Origin of the sequence: Streptomyces sp. NPDC007907 (assembly GCF_042959365.1) — a bacterium.
Lineage (GTDB): Bacteria > Actinomycetota > Actinomycetes > Streptomycetales > Streptomycetaceae > Streptomyces > Streptomyces indiaensis.
This window is the reverse complement of record NZ_JBIBKR010000006.1, coordinates 577,194-593,471: the sequence shown is the minus strand read 5'-3', so window position 1 is coordinate 593,471 and position 16,278 is coordinate 577,194. Positions and strand designations below refer to the sequence as shown.

At 71.0% G+C, this 16,278-nt stretch carries 14 protein-coding genes; 3 read left to right on the top strand and 11 right to left on the bottom strand.

What is annotated here, in order from left to right:
- Window positions 1-104: 104 nt before the first annotated feature.
- Genes ACFZDI_RS27245 through ACFZDI_RS27230 form a run of 4 tightly spaced genes read right to left on the bottom strand, consistent with a single transcriptional unit; the run spans window position 105 to window position 3,743 of the window.
- A complete protein-coding gene (locus ACFZDI_RS27245) occupies window positions 105-776 on the bottom strand; it encodes a response regulator transcription factor (RefSeq protein ID WP_234850873.1) in 672 nt (223 codons plus the stop codon).
- The gene (locus ACFZDI_RS27240) at window positions 773-2,023 is read right to left on the bottom strand and encodes a histidine kinase (protein ID WP_391253882.1); all 1,251 of its coding nucleotides are present in this window, start codon (window positions 2,021-2,023) and stop codon (window positions 773-775) included. Before ACFZDI_RS27240 ends, ACFZDI_RS27245 begins: the two co-directional genes overlap by 4 nt.
- Window positions 2,024-2,046: 23 nt before the next feature.
- Window positions 2,047-2,826: an ABC transporter permease gene (locus ACFZDI_RS27235; RefSeq protein WP_234850875.1), complete on the bottom strand. Its 780-nt coding sequence runs from the start codon at window positions 2,824-2,826 to the stop codon at window positions 2,047-2,049.
- Window positions 2,823-3,743 (bottom strand): ATP-binding cassette domain-containing protein, encoded by a 921-nt coding sequence (locus tag ACFZDI_RS27230; RefSeq protein ID WP_391253880.1) that lies wholly within the window; start codon window positions 3,741-3,743, stop codon window positions 2,823-2,825. Before ACFZDI_RS27230 ends, ACFZDI_RS27235 begins: the two co-directional genes overlap by 4 nt.
- A 94-nt stretch (window positions 3,744-3,837) precedes the next feature.
- Between ACFZDI_RS27230 and ACFZDI_RS27225 the strand changes: the two genes are divergently transcribed.
- Window positions 3,838-4,380: a GNAT family N-acetyltransferase gene (locus ACFZDI_RS27225; RefSeq protein ID WP_361116334.1), complete on the top strand. Its 543-nt coding sequence runs from the start codon at window positions 3,838-3,840 to the stop codon at window positions 4,378-4,380.
- Between the two features lie 6 nt (window positions 4,381-4,386).
- On the opposite strand, the gene ACFZDI_RS27220 is transcribed toward ACFZDI_RS27225, so the two are convergent.
- From ACFZDI_RS27220 to ACFZDI_RS27195, 6 genes are all read right to left on the bottom strand, one after another.
- Window positions 4,387-6,003 carry a TraM recognition domain-containing protein gene (locus tag ACFZDI_RS27220; protein ID WP_391253877.1) on the bottom strand — a complete coding sequence of 539 codons (1,617 nt, stop codon included), beginning with the start codon at window positions 6,001-6,003 and terminating at the stop codon, window positions 4,387-4,389.
- Between the two features lie 17 nt (window positions 6,004-6,020).
- Window positions 6,021-7,430: an ATP-binding protein gene (locus ACFZDI_RS27215; RefSeq protein WP_366710679.1), complete on the bottom strand. Its 1,410-nt coding sequence runs from the start codon at window positions 7,428-7,430 to the stop codon at window positions 6,021-6,023.
- A 6-nt stretch (window positions 7,431-7,436) separates the two neighbouring features.
- A complete protein-coding gene (locus ACFZDI_RS27210; protein WP_391253874.1) occupies window positions 7,437-8,993 on the bottom strand; it encodes an SCO6880 family protein in 1,557 nt (518 codons plus the stop codon).
- Window positions 8,990-10,321, bottom strand: coding sequence for a hypothetical protein (locus ACFZDI_RS27205; protein ID WP_391253872.1), 1,332 nt, complete (start codon window positions 10,319-10,321; stop codon window positions 8,990-8,992). The genes ACFZDI_RS27210 and ACFZDI_RS27205 overlap by 4 nt, the downstream gene beginning before the upstream one ends.
- On the bottom strand, window positions 10,311-11,138 hold the full coding sequence (locus ACFZDI_RS27200; RefSeq protein WP_391253870.1) for a hypothetical protein: 828 nt from the start codon (window positions 11,136-11,138) through the stop codon (window positions 10,311-10,313). Before ACFZDI_RS27200 ends, ACFZDI_RS27205 begins: the two co-directional genes overlap by 11 nt.
- A gap of 217 nt (window positions 11,139-11,355) precedes the next feature.
- Window positions 11,356-11,664, bottom strand: a complete 309-nt coding sequence (locus ACFZDI_RS27195) for a hypothetical protein (protein WP_003991275.1) — start codon at window positions 11,662-11,664, stop codon at window positions 11,356-11,358.
- A 714-nt stretch (window positions 11,665-12,378) separates the two neighbouring features.
- Between ACFZDI_RS27195 and ACFZDI_RS27190 the strand changes: the two genes are divergently transcribed.
- Window positions 12,379-13,380 carry an NlpC/P60 family protein gene (locus ACFZDI_RS27190; RefSeq protein WP_391253869.1) on the top strand — a complete coding sequence of 334 codons (1,002 nt, stop codon included), beginning with the start codon at window positions 12,379-12,381 and terminating at the stop codon, window positions 13,378-13,380.
- A gap of 246 nt (window positions 13,381-13,626) precedes the next feature.
- Window positions 13,627-14,325, top strand: a complete 699-nt coding sequence (locus tag ACFZDI_RS27185) for a phosphatase PAP2 family protein (RefSeq protein ID WP_391253867.1) — start codon at window positions 13,627-13,629, stop codon at window positions 14,323-14,325.
- Between the two features lie 156 nt (window positions 14,326-14,481).
- On the opposite strand, the gene ACFZDI_RS27180 is transcribed toward ACFZDI_RS27185, so the two are convergent.
- Complete coding sequence (locus ACFZDI_RS27180; RefSeq protein ID WP_234845524.1) at window positions 14,482-16,035, bottom strand: FAD-binding oxidoreductase; 1,554 nt, start codon at window positions 16,033-16,035, stop codon at window positions 14,482-14,484.
- Window positions 16,036-16,278: the final 243 nt, after the last annotated feature.

The window sequence follows — 16,278 nt, the reverse complement described above, 5'->3', positions numbered from 1 at the left end:
ATGGTACTGCAGGGGGGACCCTGTGGGAGAGTAGGACGCCGCCGAACAATTTTTGGGAAAACCCCGCATCTTCGGATGCGGGGTTTTCTGCGTTTCCAGGGTCCTTACGACGGCTGAACCAGCTTCGTGTCGTACGCCAGGATGACCGCCTGAATGCGATCGCGGGAGCCCGTTTTCGCGAGAATGCGGCCCACGTGTGTCTTCACCGTCGATTCGGCGAGGTGCAGGCGCGCGGCTATCTCCGTGTTCGTCCAGCCCTGGCCGATGACCGTGAGGATCTCGCGTTCCCGGTCGGTGAGGGAAGCGAGGCGGGGGTCCTCCTGGGTGCCGGCCTCCGTGGTGGGGCCGGACGGCAGGTGTTGGACGTAGGCGTCCAGGAGGCGGCGGGTCAGGCTGGGGGCGACGACCGCGTCGCCGGTGGCCACCGCGCGGATGCCGGAGAGCAGCTCCTCGGGCTGGGCGTCCTTGACGAGGAAGCCGGAGGCGCCCGCGCGGAGGCCGGCGTAGGCGTACTCGTCCAGGTCGAAGGTGGTGACGATCAGGACGCGGGTGCGGTCGCCGGCGGCGGTGATGCGGCGGGTCGCCTCGATGCCGTCCAGGCCGGGCATGCGGATGTCCATCAGGATCACGTCGGGGTGGAGCTCGGCGGCCATGCGGACCGCTTCGCTGCCGTTCGTCGCCTCGCCCACGACCGTCATGTCGTCCTGGCTCTCCAGGAGCATGCGGGAACCGAAGCGCTGGAGGGGTTGGTCGTCGGCGATCAGGACCGTGGTCACTGCGGGGATTCCTCCGGGAGGTGGAGACGGACGCGCCAGCCCTGCTCGGGGTGGGGGCGCGGGCCGGCCTCAAGTGTGCCGCCGTACAGGGCCGTTCGCTCGCGCATTCCGGGAAGTCCCCGCCCCCCACGGTCACGGCCGGGGCCGTCGGCACGGCGGGTGCGGGCCGTGTCCGTGATCGTGACGGTGACGGAGCCCTTCTCCTCGTAGGAGAGCTCTATCGCGGCGGTGGCGTCGGGACCGCCGTGCTTGAGGGTGTTGGTGAGGGCTTCCTGGATGACGCGGTAGACGGTGAGCTGGCGGCCCGGGGGGAGGTCGGGGACGCCGTGGGTGGTGGTGCTGACGGAGAGGCCCGCGGAGCGGACGCCGTCGAGGAGCTGGTCGAGGTCGGTGAGGCCCGGCTGCGGTGCCAGGGCTGGCTGGTTCTTCTCCTCCTCGCGCAGGACGTCGAGGAGGCGGCGGAGCTCGGTGAGGGCCTGGCGGCTGGTGGTGGCGATGGCGTCCAAGGCCTGGGCGGCGCGTTCGGGCGACTTGGCGGCGGCGTAGCGGCCGCCGTCGGCGAGGCCGGTGATGACGGAGAGGTTGTGGCCGATGATGTCGTGCATCTCGCGGGCGATGCGGGCTCGTTCGGCGGCGGTGGCGAGCTGGGCCTGCTGGTCGCGCTCGGTCTCCAGGCGGCGGGCCCGGTCCTCCAGCGCCTCCGTGTAGTTGCGGCGGGTGCGGACCGTGACGCCGATGAGGACGGCCACCGTGACGGACATCAGGTGGGAGCCGAGCTGCTGGTCCCAGGTGCCCTCCCCGTGGCGGACGGCCGACCCCAGGACCGGGGCGAGCACCAGGGTCGTCGCCCACCACAGGTCGCGCAGGGGGCGGCGCAGGGCGAGGTGGTAGACGAGGACCAGCTGGAGCAGGGCGGCCTGGAGGGCCGCGCCCGTCCAGGCGTCGATGACGGCGAAGGGGATCGTGACGGCCAGGGCGGCCCCGGGGTGGGTGCGCCGCCACAGCAGGGGCACCGAGAGGCCGAGGCTCATGGTCAGGAGCATCCAGCCGGGGACGTCGAGGCTGTGGGCGTTGTGGCGCCAGCCGCCGCCTGCGTAGTCGATCAGGGCGGCTGTCACCCAGAAGGCGGTGAAGTGCAGGTCCCACAGCAGTGGGTGGCGTCGGTCGAAGGCGCGCACCCTGCGGGTGAGGCGGTGGGCGTACTCGGTGAGGGGCTCCGGCACCCGGTCTTCCGTCACGGGGTCCATGGTGGGGGCTCCGGTGCCGTGCGTCATACGTCCCGGCGGCGCAGGACCGCCGAGGCGAGTGTGAGGACGGCCGTCGTCCACAGGGCCATGGCCAGGAGGGCGGCGCCGGGTGCCGCGGTGCCGGGCATCGGCTGTGCGGTGGTGAGGGCTTCCAGGGCCTTGCCGGGGAAGTAGCGGGCGGCGTCGTCGACGAGCGCGTAGGGGAGCACGGCCAGGACTTCCGGGAGGATCATGACGATGCCGATGAAGACGCCGATGGCCATCGGGACGGAGCGGACCAGGGCGCCGATGCCGAGGGCGAGGACGGCGAGGAGGGTGAGTCCGGCCGCGTTGCCGGCGAGGGCGCGCAGGACGCCGGGGTCGCCGAAGGAGGCCGCCTGGTCGGTGCCGGTGAGGAAGGACTGGGCCAGGGGGAAGGTGAGGAGGTTCGTCGCCAGGGTGAGAGGGAGGGCGACCGCGGCCAGGACGGCGGCCTTGGAGAAGAGGACGGGCAGGCGGCGGGGGACGGCCGTCATGGTGGCGCGGATCTGGCCCGTGGAGTACTCGCCGGCGGTGGCGAGGATGCCGAGCACGCCGAGGTTGATCTGGGCGAACTGGGTCCCGAGGAGGACGAAGAGGACCGTGTCCATGCTGCCTTCGCCCGTGCCGTCGTAGGCGGCGGCCAGGCCGGCGCCCATGGCCGTGGTGAGGGCGCTGGTGACGGCGAGGGTGATCCAGGTGGAGCGCAGGGTCCGGAACTTGTGCCATTCGGAGCGCAGGACGCGGAGCGGGGTCACGCGGTAGGGGTGGGGTGCCGTGGTCATGCTGCCGCTCCTTGGAGGGTCGCCGGGTACTCCACCGCGTCGCGGGTGAGGTCCATGAAGGCCTCTTCCAGGGAGGCGGTGCCGGGGGTCAGTTCGTACAGGGGGATGCCGTGGGCGGCTGCGGTGCGGCCGATGTGTTCGGCGTCCGTGCCGCGGACCTGGAGGGTGCCGGGGGTGTCGGAGGTGATGTCGACGCCGGATGCGGTGAGGAGGCCGGCGAGGGCGGTGGCGTCCGGGGTGGCGACCTTGGTGGCGCCCGCACCGGAGTGGCGTACGAAGTCGGTGACCGTGGTGTCGGCGAGGAGGCGGCCGCGGCCGATGATGACCAGGTGCTCGGCGGTGAGGGCCATCTCGCTCATCAGGTGGGAGGAGACGAGGACCGTACGGCCCTCCGCCGCGAGGGACTTGAGCAGGGTGCGGATCCACAGCACGCCCTCCGGGTCGAGGCCGTTGACCGGCTCGTCGAGGATGAGGGTGGCCGGGTCGCCGAGGAGGGCGGCGGCGATGCCGAGGCGCTGTCCCATGCCGAGGGAGAAGCCCTTGACGCGGCGGTGGGCGACGTCGGTCAGGCCGGTGAGACCGAGGATTTGCTCGACCCGGGTGCGGGGGATGCCGTGGGTGTGGGCGAGGGCGCGCAGGTGGTGGTAGGCGGTGCGGCCGGGGTGGACCGAGCGCGCCTCCAGCAGGGCACCGACCTCGGTGAGGGGCGCGGGGTGGGCGGCGTAGGAGCGCCCGGCGACGGTGGCGTGGCCGCGGGTGGGGGCGTCGAGGCCGAGGAGCATGCGCAGGGTTGTGGACTTGCCGGCGCCGTTCGGGCCGAGGAAGCCGGTGACGGTGCCGGGGCGGACGGTGAAGGAGAGGTCCGTGACGACCGTGCGGTCGCCGTAGCGTTTGGTAAGTGCGTGTGCCGTCAGCATGCTTCGATGCTCGTGCGGGCGGGGGCGGCGGTCGTCGGACCGGCGGCGGTAATCGGGGTGAGGGGTGTCGTACCCGGGTACTACCGTGGCCCGCATGAGCTATGTGATCCGGTCCGTGCGTGCTGAGGAGTGGCCTGCGGCGAAGGAGCTGCGGCTGGCGGCGCTGCGGGACCCGGTGGCGCACCTGGCGTTCTTGGAGACGTACGAGGAGGCCGTGGCCCGGCCGGACTCGTTCTGGCGGGAGCGGACGGCGGGGGCGGCCGAGGGGGCGGACAAGGCGCAGCAGATCATCGCCGAGGGGCCGGACGGGCGGTGGGTGGGGACGCTGACCGTGCTCGTGGAGGAGCCCGGGACGACCGACTGGGCCGGTTTTCCGGTGGAGCGGAAACAGGGGCATGTGGTCGGTGTGTTCGTACGGCCCGAGGAGCGCGGGAGCGGGCTGACCGAGGTGTTGTTCGACGCGGCCCTGGAGTGGTCGTGGGGGCGGGGGCTGGAGCGGGTGCGGCTCATCGTGCACGAGGAGAACGGGCGGGCCCAGCGGTTCTATCGGCGGGCGGGGTTTCTGCCGAGCGGGTTGACGGTGCCGCTGGGCGATGCCGGGGAGCGGGAGTTGGAGTTCGTGCTCGAGCGGGAGTGACGGGGCCTAGACGGGCAGTTCGTCGTGCGGCCAGCGGGCTCGGGCCTGTTCGCGGGACCGGAGCAGGGCCAGGGTCGGCATGCCCCGGTCCGCTCCGGTGGCCAGCAGCTCCGGGAGCTGGGGAAGCGGGGCCACGGCCGCGACGTCGTCCAGGACGAGCGTCATTGGTGGGTCGAGGCGACCGGCCGATGACCGTTCGGCCATGTGCCGGCCGCGCTCGACCACGCTGGAGACGAGGGCCGTCAGGAAGGGCATCGCGCCCGGGTTCGTCCTGGGGTCCTCGATGGATTCCCCCACCACATAAAGCGTGCCCCCTTCGTGGACGAAGGAATCCAAGGCGAGGGCATCATTTCGGTTGGGAGTGCAGGCCTCGCGGATGTTGATGGTGGAGAGGGCCGTGAGGGCACGGGTCGTCAGTTGCTGGGCCATGTCACGGCGTTCGGGGTGGGCGGTGAGGGCGCCTTCGAGTTCGCCGGCGGAGCCGGGGGCGGCTTTGGGGTTGGTGCGGAGGATGCGTACGGCGTCCTGGATCTGGGTGCCCTGAGACCAGCGGTGGACGTGGCGGATGGTGCGGCCGTCGATGGCGGCCGCGTGCAGGTAGCTGCGCAGGAGGGTGGTGGCCGTGTCGCTGACCGCCTGGTCGAGTTTGGCGGTGGGGCGTACGGGGGTGAGGAGGGCGGTGGCTCTCGTGGTCGCTGTCGCCTTGTCCTCGCAGCCGGCGGTGGGGGACCAGTGCAGGCGGGACGGGGTGTCGCAGAGGTGGGTGGGGTCGTAGAGGTGGGTGGGGCCCAGTTTGGCTCTGGCGTCCTTGGTGTCCTGCCAGAGGAGGGGGTTCGACGTGACGATGAGGGCTGGGCCTTCCGCGTCCCGTACGGCCTGGGTGGCGGTGGTTTGGCGGGTTTCCCTCGGGGCTACGAGGATTCTTTCCCACCTGCCCACCCGATCCTGCCCGAACAGGGATGCCGTGGTCGCGGGGACGATCCCCGGCTGTGGGGAGCCGGCCGGGCTCTCCGTGGAGTCCAGGGTGCTCGTCGTGGAGTCCAGGGGGCTCGCGGCGCCGGAGGGCGAGCGGCGAGGTGTCGGGACCTCGTGTTGTGCCGTCACGACCTCGTGTTGCGTCGATGGGGGGACGTGGTGCTGCGCCGTGGTCGGGACCTCGTGCTGCACGGGTTCGTGTGCCTCGTACGCGGTGGCTCCCAGGGCCGGTGTGCCGGACACCGTCTGCTCCTCCGCCGCCAGGATCTTCTCCTCGCGGCGTCTGGCCCGGACCGCCCGCCACCGGGCCAGGGTGCCCATCACGAACACCGTCAGGACGACCAGGACCATCAGCTGGCCGATGAACAGGCCCCAGAACAGGCCGTAGCCGGAGAGTTCGGCGGGGGGTGTACCGGGCCAGGCGGCGGGGATGTCGTGGGGCTTGGCGATGAGGGCGCGCATCGCGAGGGGCGTGCGGGTGAAGGTGACGCCGGACGGCCAGGAGCCGTGGGCGAACCAGGCGGCGAGGCCGGTGGCCGTCCACACCAGCAGGGTCATGCCGAGGAGGAACGCGAGTATGCCGACCAGCAGGCCGTCGGGGATGCCTCCCTGGCCGTCCCGCTGGGTGTGGCGGTGGTCCGGTCTCACGTGTCCTCCCCTGCCGCCTACGCCACCGTCGATTCGGAGTCGCCCAGGTGGTGCTCCACGAAGGCCGCGGCCCGTTCCTCCGCCTCGAGTTCCGCGGCGTGCAGGGCGTCGTCCGCGAGGTCGTTGGAGGATTCAGTCATCGCGCGGTCGGTGAAGACCAGGGGGCGTTCGGTCTCGGTGACCAGGTGTTTAACGACCTGGACGTTGCCGTTGACGTCCCAGACGGCGATGCCGGGGGTGAGGGTCGGGATGATCTCCACGGCCCAGCGAGGCAGGCCGAGGACGCGGCCGGTGGCCCTTGCCTCGTCTGCTTTCTGGGCGTAGATCGTCCTGGTGGAGGCCATCTTGAGGATCGCCGCCGCTTCCTTGGCGGCCGCGCCGTCCACGACGTCGGACAGGTGGTGGACGACGGCCACGAAGGACAGGCCGAGGCGTCGGCCGAACTTCAGCAGGCGCTGGAACAGCTGGGCGACGAAGGGGCTGTTGATGATGTGCCAGGCCTCCTCGACCAGGAAGATGCGCTTCTTCCGGTCGGGGCGGATCCAGGTGTGCTCCAGCCACACGCCGACGATCGCCATGAGGATGGGCATGGCGATGGAGTTGCGGTCGATGTGGGACAGGTCGAAGACGATGAGGGGGGCGTCGAGGTCGATGCCCACCGTCGTCGGGCCGTCGAACATGCCGCGCAGGTCACCGTCGACGAGACGGTCCAGGACCAGGGCGACGTCGAGGCCCCAGGCCCGCACGTCGTCTATGGCGACGTTCATCGCCTCGGCCGACTCGGGTTCGGGGTGGCGCAGCTGCTCGACGATGTCGGTGAGGACGGGCTGGCGGTCGACGATGGTCTCGTTGACGTAGGCGTGGGCGACCTTGAGGGCGAAGCCGGAGCGCTCGTCCAGGCCGTGGCCCATGGCGACCTCGATGATCGTCCGGAGCAGCGCGAGCTGGCCGGTGGTGGTGATCGCGGGGTCGAGCGGGTTGAGGCGGATGCCCATGTCCAGGGCCGCCATCGGGTCCAGGCGGATGGGGGTGATGCCCAGCTCCTGCGCGATGAGGTTCCACTCGCCGACGCCGTCCTCGCCCTGGGCGTCCAGGACGACGACCTGGCGGTCGCGGAAGCGGAGCTGGCGCAGGACGTACGTCTTCTCCAGAGCCGACTTGCCGTTGCCGGACTCGCCGAGGACGAGCCAGTGGGGAGCCGGGAGCTGCTGGCCGTAGAGCTGGAAGGGGTCGTAGATGTAGCCCTTTCCGGAGTACACCTCGCGGCCGATGATGACGCCGGAGTCGCCGAGGCCGGGGGCGGCGGTCGGGAGGTAGACCGCCTGGGCCTGGCCCGTGGACGTGCGCACCGGGAGCCTGGTCGTCTCGACCTTTCCGAAGAGGAACGAGGTGAAGGCGTCGGTGAGGACGGACAGCGGGTCCCGCATCAGGTCCTACCTCCGAATGCCGGTGGCGAAGGGAAGGGTGTTCACGAAGGCGCGGTGGTGCTCGCGGTCGCACCATTCCAGCTTGAGGTACGACTTTCCGGCCGAGGCCCTTATCGTCCGCTTGTCGCGGGCGAGGGCGTCGGGGGAGCGGGAGCTGACGGTGATGTAGCCGACGAGGTTGACGCCGGCGGCGCCGCTGGCGAGGTCCTCGCCGCGCTGGTCGAGCCGGGAGTGCGCGGCGACGTCGCGCGGGTCGACGGTGCGGTTCATCTTGGCGGCGCGGGACGCCTCGGCCTCGTCGTTGGTCTTCTCGGTGAGCATGCGCTCGATGGCGACCTCGGTGGGTTCGAGGTCCATGGTGACGGCGACCGTGCGGATGACGTCCGGGGTGTGGACGAGCAGCGGGGCGAGGAAGTTGACGCCGACGGGGGTCATCGGCCACTCCTTCACCCAGGCGGTGGCGTGGCACCAGGGGGCGCGGGTGGAGGACTCACGGGTCTTGGCCTGGAGGTAGGTGGGCTCCACGGCGTCCAGCTCGGCCGGCCAGGCATTGCGTTTCGTCATCGCCTGGATGTGGTCGATGGGGTGATCCGGGTCGTACATGGAGTGGATCAGCGAGGACAGCCGCCCCTGGCCGAGGGGCTGGCGGACGCGGATGTCGGCCTCCTGGAGGCGCGAGCAGATGTCGGTGAGCTCGCGGGCCATGACGACGGCGAGTCCGGCGTCCCGGTCGACCTTGCCACCGTGGGCGCGGGCGGCCCGGGCCATGGCGTTGGCCTCGGCGGCGAGGTCGCGGGTGTAGTGCATGCAGGCGACCAGGTAGGCGCGGTGCTGCTCGCTGCTGGTGGACACCATCGACTGGAGCTGGTCGTAGGACTCCTGGAGCCACGGCAGGGCCTTGTCGTCGCCGCGGACGGCGACGTCCTTGGCGTGGGCGTCGGGGTCGGCCGGGAGGGTGCGGGCCAGCATCTGCAGGCGGGTGACGAAGCCGTCGCCGTTGGCCACGTGCTTGAGCAGGGTGCCGAAGCGGTCGACGAGGGCTTCCTGGTCCTCGCTGTCGCGCAGGCCGACGCCGGGGCCCTCGATCTCGATGGCGGCGGTGACGGTCTTGCGGTCGGCGTGCAGGAGCACGGCGATCTCGTCGGGGCCGAAGGGGGCGGCCAGCCAGGTGATGCGGCCGATGCCCGGGGGCGGGCCGACCTCGATCTCCTTGCCGTCCAGCCGGGTGCCGGCCTCGATGGCGGTGGAGCGGTAGGTTGTGCCCTGCTTGAGGGTGCGCTTGTAGCTGCGGTTGATCTCGAACCACTTGTAGAAGGAGCGGTGCTTGTACGGCACGTACACCGCGGCCAGCGCCAGCATCGGGAACCCGGCGAGCAGCACGATGCGCAGCGACAGGACCGGGACGAGGAGCCCGCACATCATGCCGAGGAACGCGCCCACGACGATCAGGGCGATCTCGCCGGTCTCGCGGTTGCGGCCGATGATCGCGTTCGGCCGGGCGCGGCCGATCAGATATGTCCGGCGGGGCGTGACCGGATGGGACACGTGGGACTCGGTCGTCAACGCCCTTCACCTCCCGTGCGGTTGGTACTGCTGTTGCGGGTGTTGCTGGCGTGGGGAGTGTTGACGGGGCTGCTCGAACGGGGTGCGGGCGCGGCGGAGGGGACAGATCCGCCGCCGTTCGAGGTGCGCGCACTGTGCGCGGCGACTCCACTGGAGGCGGGGTTGCTGGGGCGGGGGGCGGAGGACTGGCTGCCTCCGCCGTTGTTGCCGGCGCGGGTGCTGTGGGTCTTGATGCCCTGCGCGACCAGGGTGGCCGGGGAGCTGATGACCGCGGCGGCCTTGCTCTCGGCGCCCTGCATGAGGCGGTTGTTGCGGGAGCCGGCGATCTCGTCGCCGAAGCCGGGGACGAAGCGGTAGATCATCGCGCTGGCGAAGATGGCGAGCAGGATGATGGCGAGGCCGGAGACGACGGCGGAGAAGGCGTTCGGGCCGTCGTCGGCGGAGAGTGCGCCGGCGAGGCCGAGGACGATGACTATGACCGGCTTGATGAGGATGACCGCGATCATGATGCCGGCCCAGCGGCGGACGTGGCCCCACAGGTTCTTGTCGACGAGGCCGGCGTAGACGACGGTGCCGAGGAGGGCGCCGACGTAGAGGAGCGCGGCCCTGATGACGAGCTCCAGCCAGAGGACTCCGGCGGCGAGGATGCTGACCAGGGAGACGACGATCAGCATGATCGGGCCGCCGCCGATGTCCTCGCCCTTCTTGAGGGCTTCGGAGAAGGTGCCGAAGAAGGCGTCGGTCTGGTCGCCGGTGGCTTTGGCGAGGACTTCGGTGATGCCGTCGGTGGCGGAGACGACGGTGTAGAGGATGAGGGGGGTGAAGGCGGAGGCCAGCACCGTGAGCCACAGGAAGCCGATGGCTTCGGAGAGGGCGGTGGTCAGGGGGACGCCGCGGACGGCTCGCTTGGCGACGGCCAGGAGCCAGAGCAGCAGCGTGAGGATCGTCGAGGCGGCGAAGACGACGGCGTACTGCTGGAGGAACTTGGGGTTGGTGAAGTCGACGTTGGCGGTCTCCTTCACGGCGTCGCTGAGCTTGTCGACGGTCCAGGAGGCGGCGTCGGCGCAGCCCTTGGCGAGGGAGGAGAGGGGGTCGAGGGTGGAGGTGGGGTCGAGCCGGGAGGTACCACTGCCGGTGTCGCTGCCGGTGTCGCCTTCGCAGATCTCCAGGGCCCGGCCGGAGAGCAGGGAGCAGTTGTCGTTGCTGGGGCTGGGCGAGGGCGTGGGCGTGGGAGCGGCTGCCGCCCGGGTGGCGAACAGGACTAGGGCGGTCTGCACGGCGGTGAGGGTTGCGGCGACCTTGGCTGCGCGGCGCGGGCTACCGGGCATACGTGAACCCTCCGAACTCCTCGACGGCCTTCGAGATGGCGTCCGACGTCGACACCCTGTTGTCGCCGTTGACCGGCGCGGGGCCTTCCTTCTGGGAGAAGCTGTCGACCTTCCAGTCGCCGTCGGTCCAGCGCAGCCGGAGGGTCATGGTGAACCAGTCGTTGGTGACGGGGTTCTGTGAGCTCTCCCCGGTCATCCCGAACACGCCGGTGCACCAGACCTCGACCGTGGCGGTGCTGCCCGAGAAGTCGGTGACCTTGGTGCCGACCGGCATCGTGCGGGAGACGTAGGTGCTGCCCTTGGGCGCGTCGCCGTTCGCGTCGAGGCCGACCTTCTCCAGGAACGCCTTGCTGTAGACCCGGTCGAGGTTTCTCTCCAGCTCGGGGGCCTTGTCGGCGTCGAACACCTGACGGACGATCCCGGGGCGCCGCGCCGGCTTGAGGATGTCGGCGGAGACCAGCGCGACGGCGTAGTTCGCCGCGGCGCTCTCCGCTCCCTCCTGGTCCTGGGCGAAGCCCGAGGGGATGCCCGTCGCGGACTTGGACTTGACGGGGCGTTGGCCGGACGGGGCCGTCGCGGATGCGTCCGGTGTGCCGGAGGAGCCGTCCGCCGAGGAGGACGAGTCGCCGTCCCCCCGGTTGGCGAAAGCGATCGCTGCGATCAGGAGGACCACCACGCCGACCACCGTGACCAGGCTGCGGGACGAGGTGCGGCGGCGGGGGTCGCCGAAGGCGTCGCCGGGGTCGGGCAGACGGGTGCGGGTCTGGCCCGTGCCGGCGTAACCGCCGGAGGACTCGTGGTCGTCACCGAGACTCATGCCGCGTACGCCCCCTCGACGTCGTGCGGAAACACTTCGTACCGGTCGTACTTCTCATACTCCTCGTACGACGGTAGCCGCGCTGGTTCCCGCGCGGGCGCGGTGTGGTGACTCGACATCAGGGAAACGCAACCTCAGCCGGTGGGCACGACGGGCGGGTGGGATGGAGGGGAGGGGGAGCGGACCGGGCGTCCCGGCGGGCGTACGGGTGCCCGGGTTACACGGCCATGCCGTACACGATCGTGAAGAGGGTGCCCAGGGAGCCGATGATGAAGACTCCTGTGAGGCCGGCGATGATGAGGCCCTTGCCCTGTTCCGCGCTGAAGGTGTCGCGCAGGGCGGTGGCTCCGATGCGCTGCTTGGCGGCGCCCCAGATCGCGATGCCGAGGCAGAGCAGGATGGCCACCGCCATCACGACCTCGATCATCACCTTCGCCTCGTTGCCCAGGCTGCCGAAGGGGCCCCAGTCCGGAGCGATCCCGCCGATGATGGTGTTGATGTCTCCCTTGTCGGCCGCAAAGAGCATGTATGTCACCGCCCCTGTTGGGTAGTTCCGCATCCTCTGCGGTCGTGCAGAGGTCAGGCCTCATTCTCGCCGACAATGATGCTGTCGGATGTCGACTTGGCGTCATTGATTGGCGGGTTTCGTACGAATACCTTGCCACCGTTCCGCTCCGGCCCCTAGGCGAGGTGACGGGCGGTGCGCGAAGGGTCGTATGGTCACTCTGTGTATCACGGGAGGTCACGCCGGGCAATGAGGCCTGAGCGGAACCTGGGGTGTGGTTCCGTCGTTGTGCCTTCTTGCGGCCTTTCCCACCTTTGGGGGCTGTTTCTGACGGCTGGTCGGGTGAGTGGTCGTGCCGGTGTTCTCCGGGTGAAGGCTACCCGGCACGGCGAAGGGGCCGCGGCTGGGATGCCGCGGCCCCTTCGTTTCCCCGCCGTCCCGGACCCCCACGGCACCGGGCGGCGCCCTTCGGTGACGGACTGTCACCGCGGGAAGTGCGTTCAGCCGGTGAAGGCCCCGAGTCCCTCCGGGGGCGTCCAGTCCGGTGGGGGCCGTCGTAGCCCGTCCGGGCGGGGCTCCCGTGCGCCGGGCCGGGCCGGGCGTGCTTCCGTCGTGCCGGTCGTGCCGTGGCCGTCGCTCCGTGCGCCCCGACTCTCTTCTTCGTGATCATTCCCGGGCGGGGCGGCCGCCTCTACACTGACCGACGGACTCCTGGGCGGCGAGGGGCGGTTGACGGTGCGTAAGGCATGGATCGTGGCGAGTGTTGCGATCAGTTCCGCGCTGGCCTTCGTGATGCTGCTCGTCGTCGGGGTCTATCTCGTCGCCGGGAACCTGGTCAACGGCGTGGGAGGCGGGGCGAAATCGCTGGCCAAGGGGTCGGTGCCCGCGGCGTACGCGGCCCTCGTGGCGAAGTGGGGCAACCTCTGCCCCGCCATCAGCCCGGCCCTGCTCGCCGCCCAGCTCTACCAGGAGAGCGGCTTCAACCCCAGAGCCCAGAGCCAGGCCGCGGCGCAGGGCATAGCGCAGTTCATCCCCGGCACCTGGGCCAGCCACGGCATCGACGGCGACGGCGACGGCGACCGTGACGTGTGGGATCCGAAGGACGCGATCCCCTCGGCCGCCTCCTACGACTGTGAACTCGCCTCCTACGTGAAGAAGGTTGGCGGGAATCCGACCGCGAACATGCTGGCCGCCTACAACGCCGGGGCGTACGCGGTGATCAAGTACGGGGGTGTGCCGCCGTACAGCGAGACCCGCAACTACGTGAAGCGGATCACGACGCTCTCGGAGAGCTTCGAGGCACCGGTCGGGCGGGTCGATCCCTCCGAGCAGGCCGCCGCCGCGATCGAGTACGCGCAGAAGAAGCTCGGCACGCCCTATCTGTGGGGCGGCACCGGCACCGCTGAACAGGGCGGACGCTTCGACTGCTCGGGACTCACCCAGGCCGCCTACGAGGCCGTGGGCATCAAGCTTCCGCGTGTGGCCAACGACCAGTACAACGCCGGTCCGCACCCTGCGCGGGACGAACTGCTCCCCGGTGATCTGGTGTTCTTCTCGGACGACCTCTCCAATTCCCGTGCCATCCGGCATGTCGGCATTTACGTCGGCGGCGGGTACATGATCGACGCGCCCCGGACCGGTGCCGTCATCCGATTCGACCCGGTCGACACGCCCGACTACTTCGGAGCCACGCGTGTCACCGAAGATGGCGCGAAAGCACTGCCCACGACGGTGTGAACCGTGTGTGAACCCACCCCCTGAACTGCGAAGACTTATCTCTCTTCGATAACGTCTGCGTGATCATTCGGTGGAGTGTGGAACGTATCAGCGGTGACCATGCGTTCCTGTTGACGTAGCCGAGCAGACGTCCATTCGGTACGCGTCACGCATGCGTGCGGCGGAAGCGGATCTACAACCACGGGGGTGGCAGCAGCGGCGCACGCACGGGTGCGCCGGGACAGACGACGAAGGGGCCGCAGCACCATGGCTGGACTCGCCGAATCCGGGTCGAACCCCGACGTCGACCTGCTGTACGACATCAATGGCCTGGCCAAGGACGCGCCGGCCTGGTCCGACCGCGTCATGGAGTACGTCGGTGAGTACGGGCTGCTGCTCGGCATCGTCCTGCTCGTGGTGTGGTGCTGGTGGTCGGTGCGCAGGCGCGGCGGCGAGGACGCGGCGTCCACCGTCGCGGCCCTGGTCTGGGCGCCGTTGGCCGCCGGCATCGCGGTGCTGGTGAACGTGCCCATCCGGGGGTTCGTGGAGCGGCCCCGGCCGTTCCTGGACCACCAGGGGCTCGAGGTGCTCGTGCAGGGCAAGACCGACTACTCGTTCGTCAGCGACCACGCCACGATCGTCATGGCGATGGCGGTCGGACTGTTCGTCGCCCACCGCACGTACGGTCTCGTCGCCCTCGTGCTGGCCTTGTTCGGCGGGTTCATCCGCGTCTACATGGGTGTGCACTATCCGACCGACGTCGTGGGCGGGTTCGCGCTGGGCACCGCGGTGGCGCTGCTGCTGTCGCCGCTCGCCATGGCCCTGCTGACGCCTCTGGTGAAGGCCGTCGAGCGCTCGCCCCGGGCGGGATGGCTCGTGCGCGGCAGAGGGCGTGGGGAAGGGGAGGACACGGTGATCCCCGAGGCCCGCACCGAGCGGACCTCGGAGCGGGACCTCGCCGCATAACGGCAGGTCCGCCCGGCGCGCAGCCGGGCAACCGGCCCCCGGGTGCCCGGCACAACCGGCGCTGGGCACCCCGCCCCGGGCATCCCGCCTGCAACCGCCCCCCGGACAACCCGACTCCCGGGCATCCCGCCCGCAACCGGCCCCGGGGCAACCCCCCTACAGCGCCTGGGGATATGTGAAGAAGCGGTTCGGGTCGTACTGCTTCTTCAGCTTGGTCAGGCGGGCCGCCGCGTCTCCGTAGTACGCCTTGCGCCAGCCGGTCAGAGTCGGGTCCGTGTAGTTCTGGTAGGCCGCCCCCGAGGCGTGGGGGCGCATGGCCTTGTGGGCCGAGCCCAGCCAGTCGCGGGCCGTCGTCCCGCCCGTGCCGGCCCGCCACGCGGCGATGTACTGGGCCAGCATCCGGGAACGGCGGTGCACGAACGCCGTGGCGGTGGGGGAGACGCGGTTCACCGCACCGCCCAGGGCCGTGAGGGCGATGCTGCCGGTGCCGCCGCGTACCGAGGCGATCTGGGCCAGCAGCGTGCGGATGCCGGCCGCGGACAGCGAGCGGTCGAAGAAGTCCGACGCCGCGGCGTAGGTCTCGCGGCCCAGCGCGCCCTTCGGGGAGCGGCCCGGGGTCGAGCCGGGCAGATGGCACTGCGCGTCCGTCGGGAACGAGGAGCAGCCGGCGTACACCTCCATCGCCTCCTCGTACGAGCGGCGCTTCAGGGAGACGCTGCGGGCCGGGGCGCCGACGCGGTCGGCCAGGCGGTCGACGGCGTTCTTCAGCTCGCCGTAGGTGCCGAGGGAGAACGCCGAGACCGAGACGGTCGGGGTGCCGCCCGCGGCGTTCGCCAGGTGCAGGGACGACCAGATCTCGTCGGGCTGCGACGGCCCCCACTCCTGCCAGGCCTTCACCACCGCGGCCGCCTTCGACCAGGGCCAGGACAGGTACGCCGAGACGCCCTGCGGGGCCGGGTGGGTCTTGAAGTGCAGCTCCGTGACCACGCCGAAGTTGCCGTTGCCGGCGCCGCGCAGGGCCCAGAACAGGTCCTTGTTCTCCTGCGAGTTGGCGGTGATCTGCTTGCCGTCGGCGGTGACGAGGGTGGCCTGGGTGAGGCTGTCGCAGGTCAGGCCGTAGGCGCGGGAGACCACGCCGTGGCCGCCGCCGAGGGTGAGCCCGGAGACGCCGACGGTGGGGCAGGAACCGGCCGGGATGGTGACGCCCTTGGCGGCGAGGGCCCGGTAGACGTCGATGAGTTTGGCGCCGGCGCCGACCACCGCGGTGGTGCCCGAGGCCCGGACGCGGTTGAGCTTGGAGACGTCGACGATCAGACGGCCGTCGCCGGAGGACCAGCCGGCGTAGGAGTGGCCGCCGTTGCGTATCGCCACGCGCAGGGCGTGGGCGCGGGCGTAGGCCAGGGTCGTGCGGATGTCGTCCGCGTGGGACACGTAGGCGACCGCGGCGGGCTTCAGGTTGTCGAAGCGGGTGTTGTACAGCTGCCGGGCCGCGGGCCAGCCGGCGTCGCCGGGACGGACCAGCGGGCCGTCGAGGTCGCGGGCCAGGGCGGCCCACTTCGCCGCGGTGGTTCTCGACGTGGCGGCGGTGCGCACGGCGTCGGTGCCCGTACCCCCGGAGCGGGTGCCCGACGGGGTGCAGGCGGTGGTGAAGGGGGTCGCGGCCGCGGCGATCGCCGCCGTGCCGCCTGTGAGGATCGTGCGCCGTTCCATGGAGCCTCCCGGTGGTTGCGCCCTGGGAGACGGGGTGACGGGGGGTGGGGGTTCCACGGGTCGGGACACGAGTGGGGCGAAGTCCGGCTGGTCTCTGCTCGACGGGCCGGATGGCAGCCTGCGGACGTGCCGGCCACGAGCGGGGTGAGCACCCCGAGGGCCGGCAGCAGTTCGCCCGTGCCGGGCAGGCGCCGCGCTCGCCGGACGCGTCGAGGAGCAGGGCGGAGGCATCGTCGACAACTA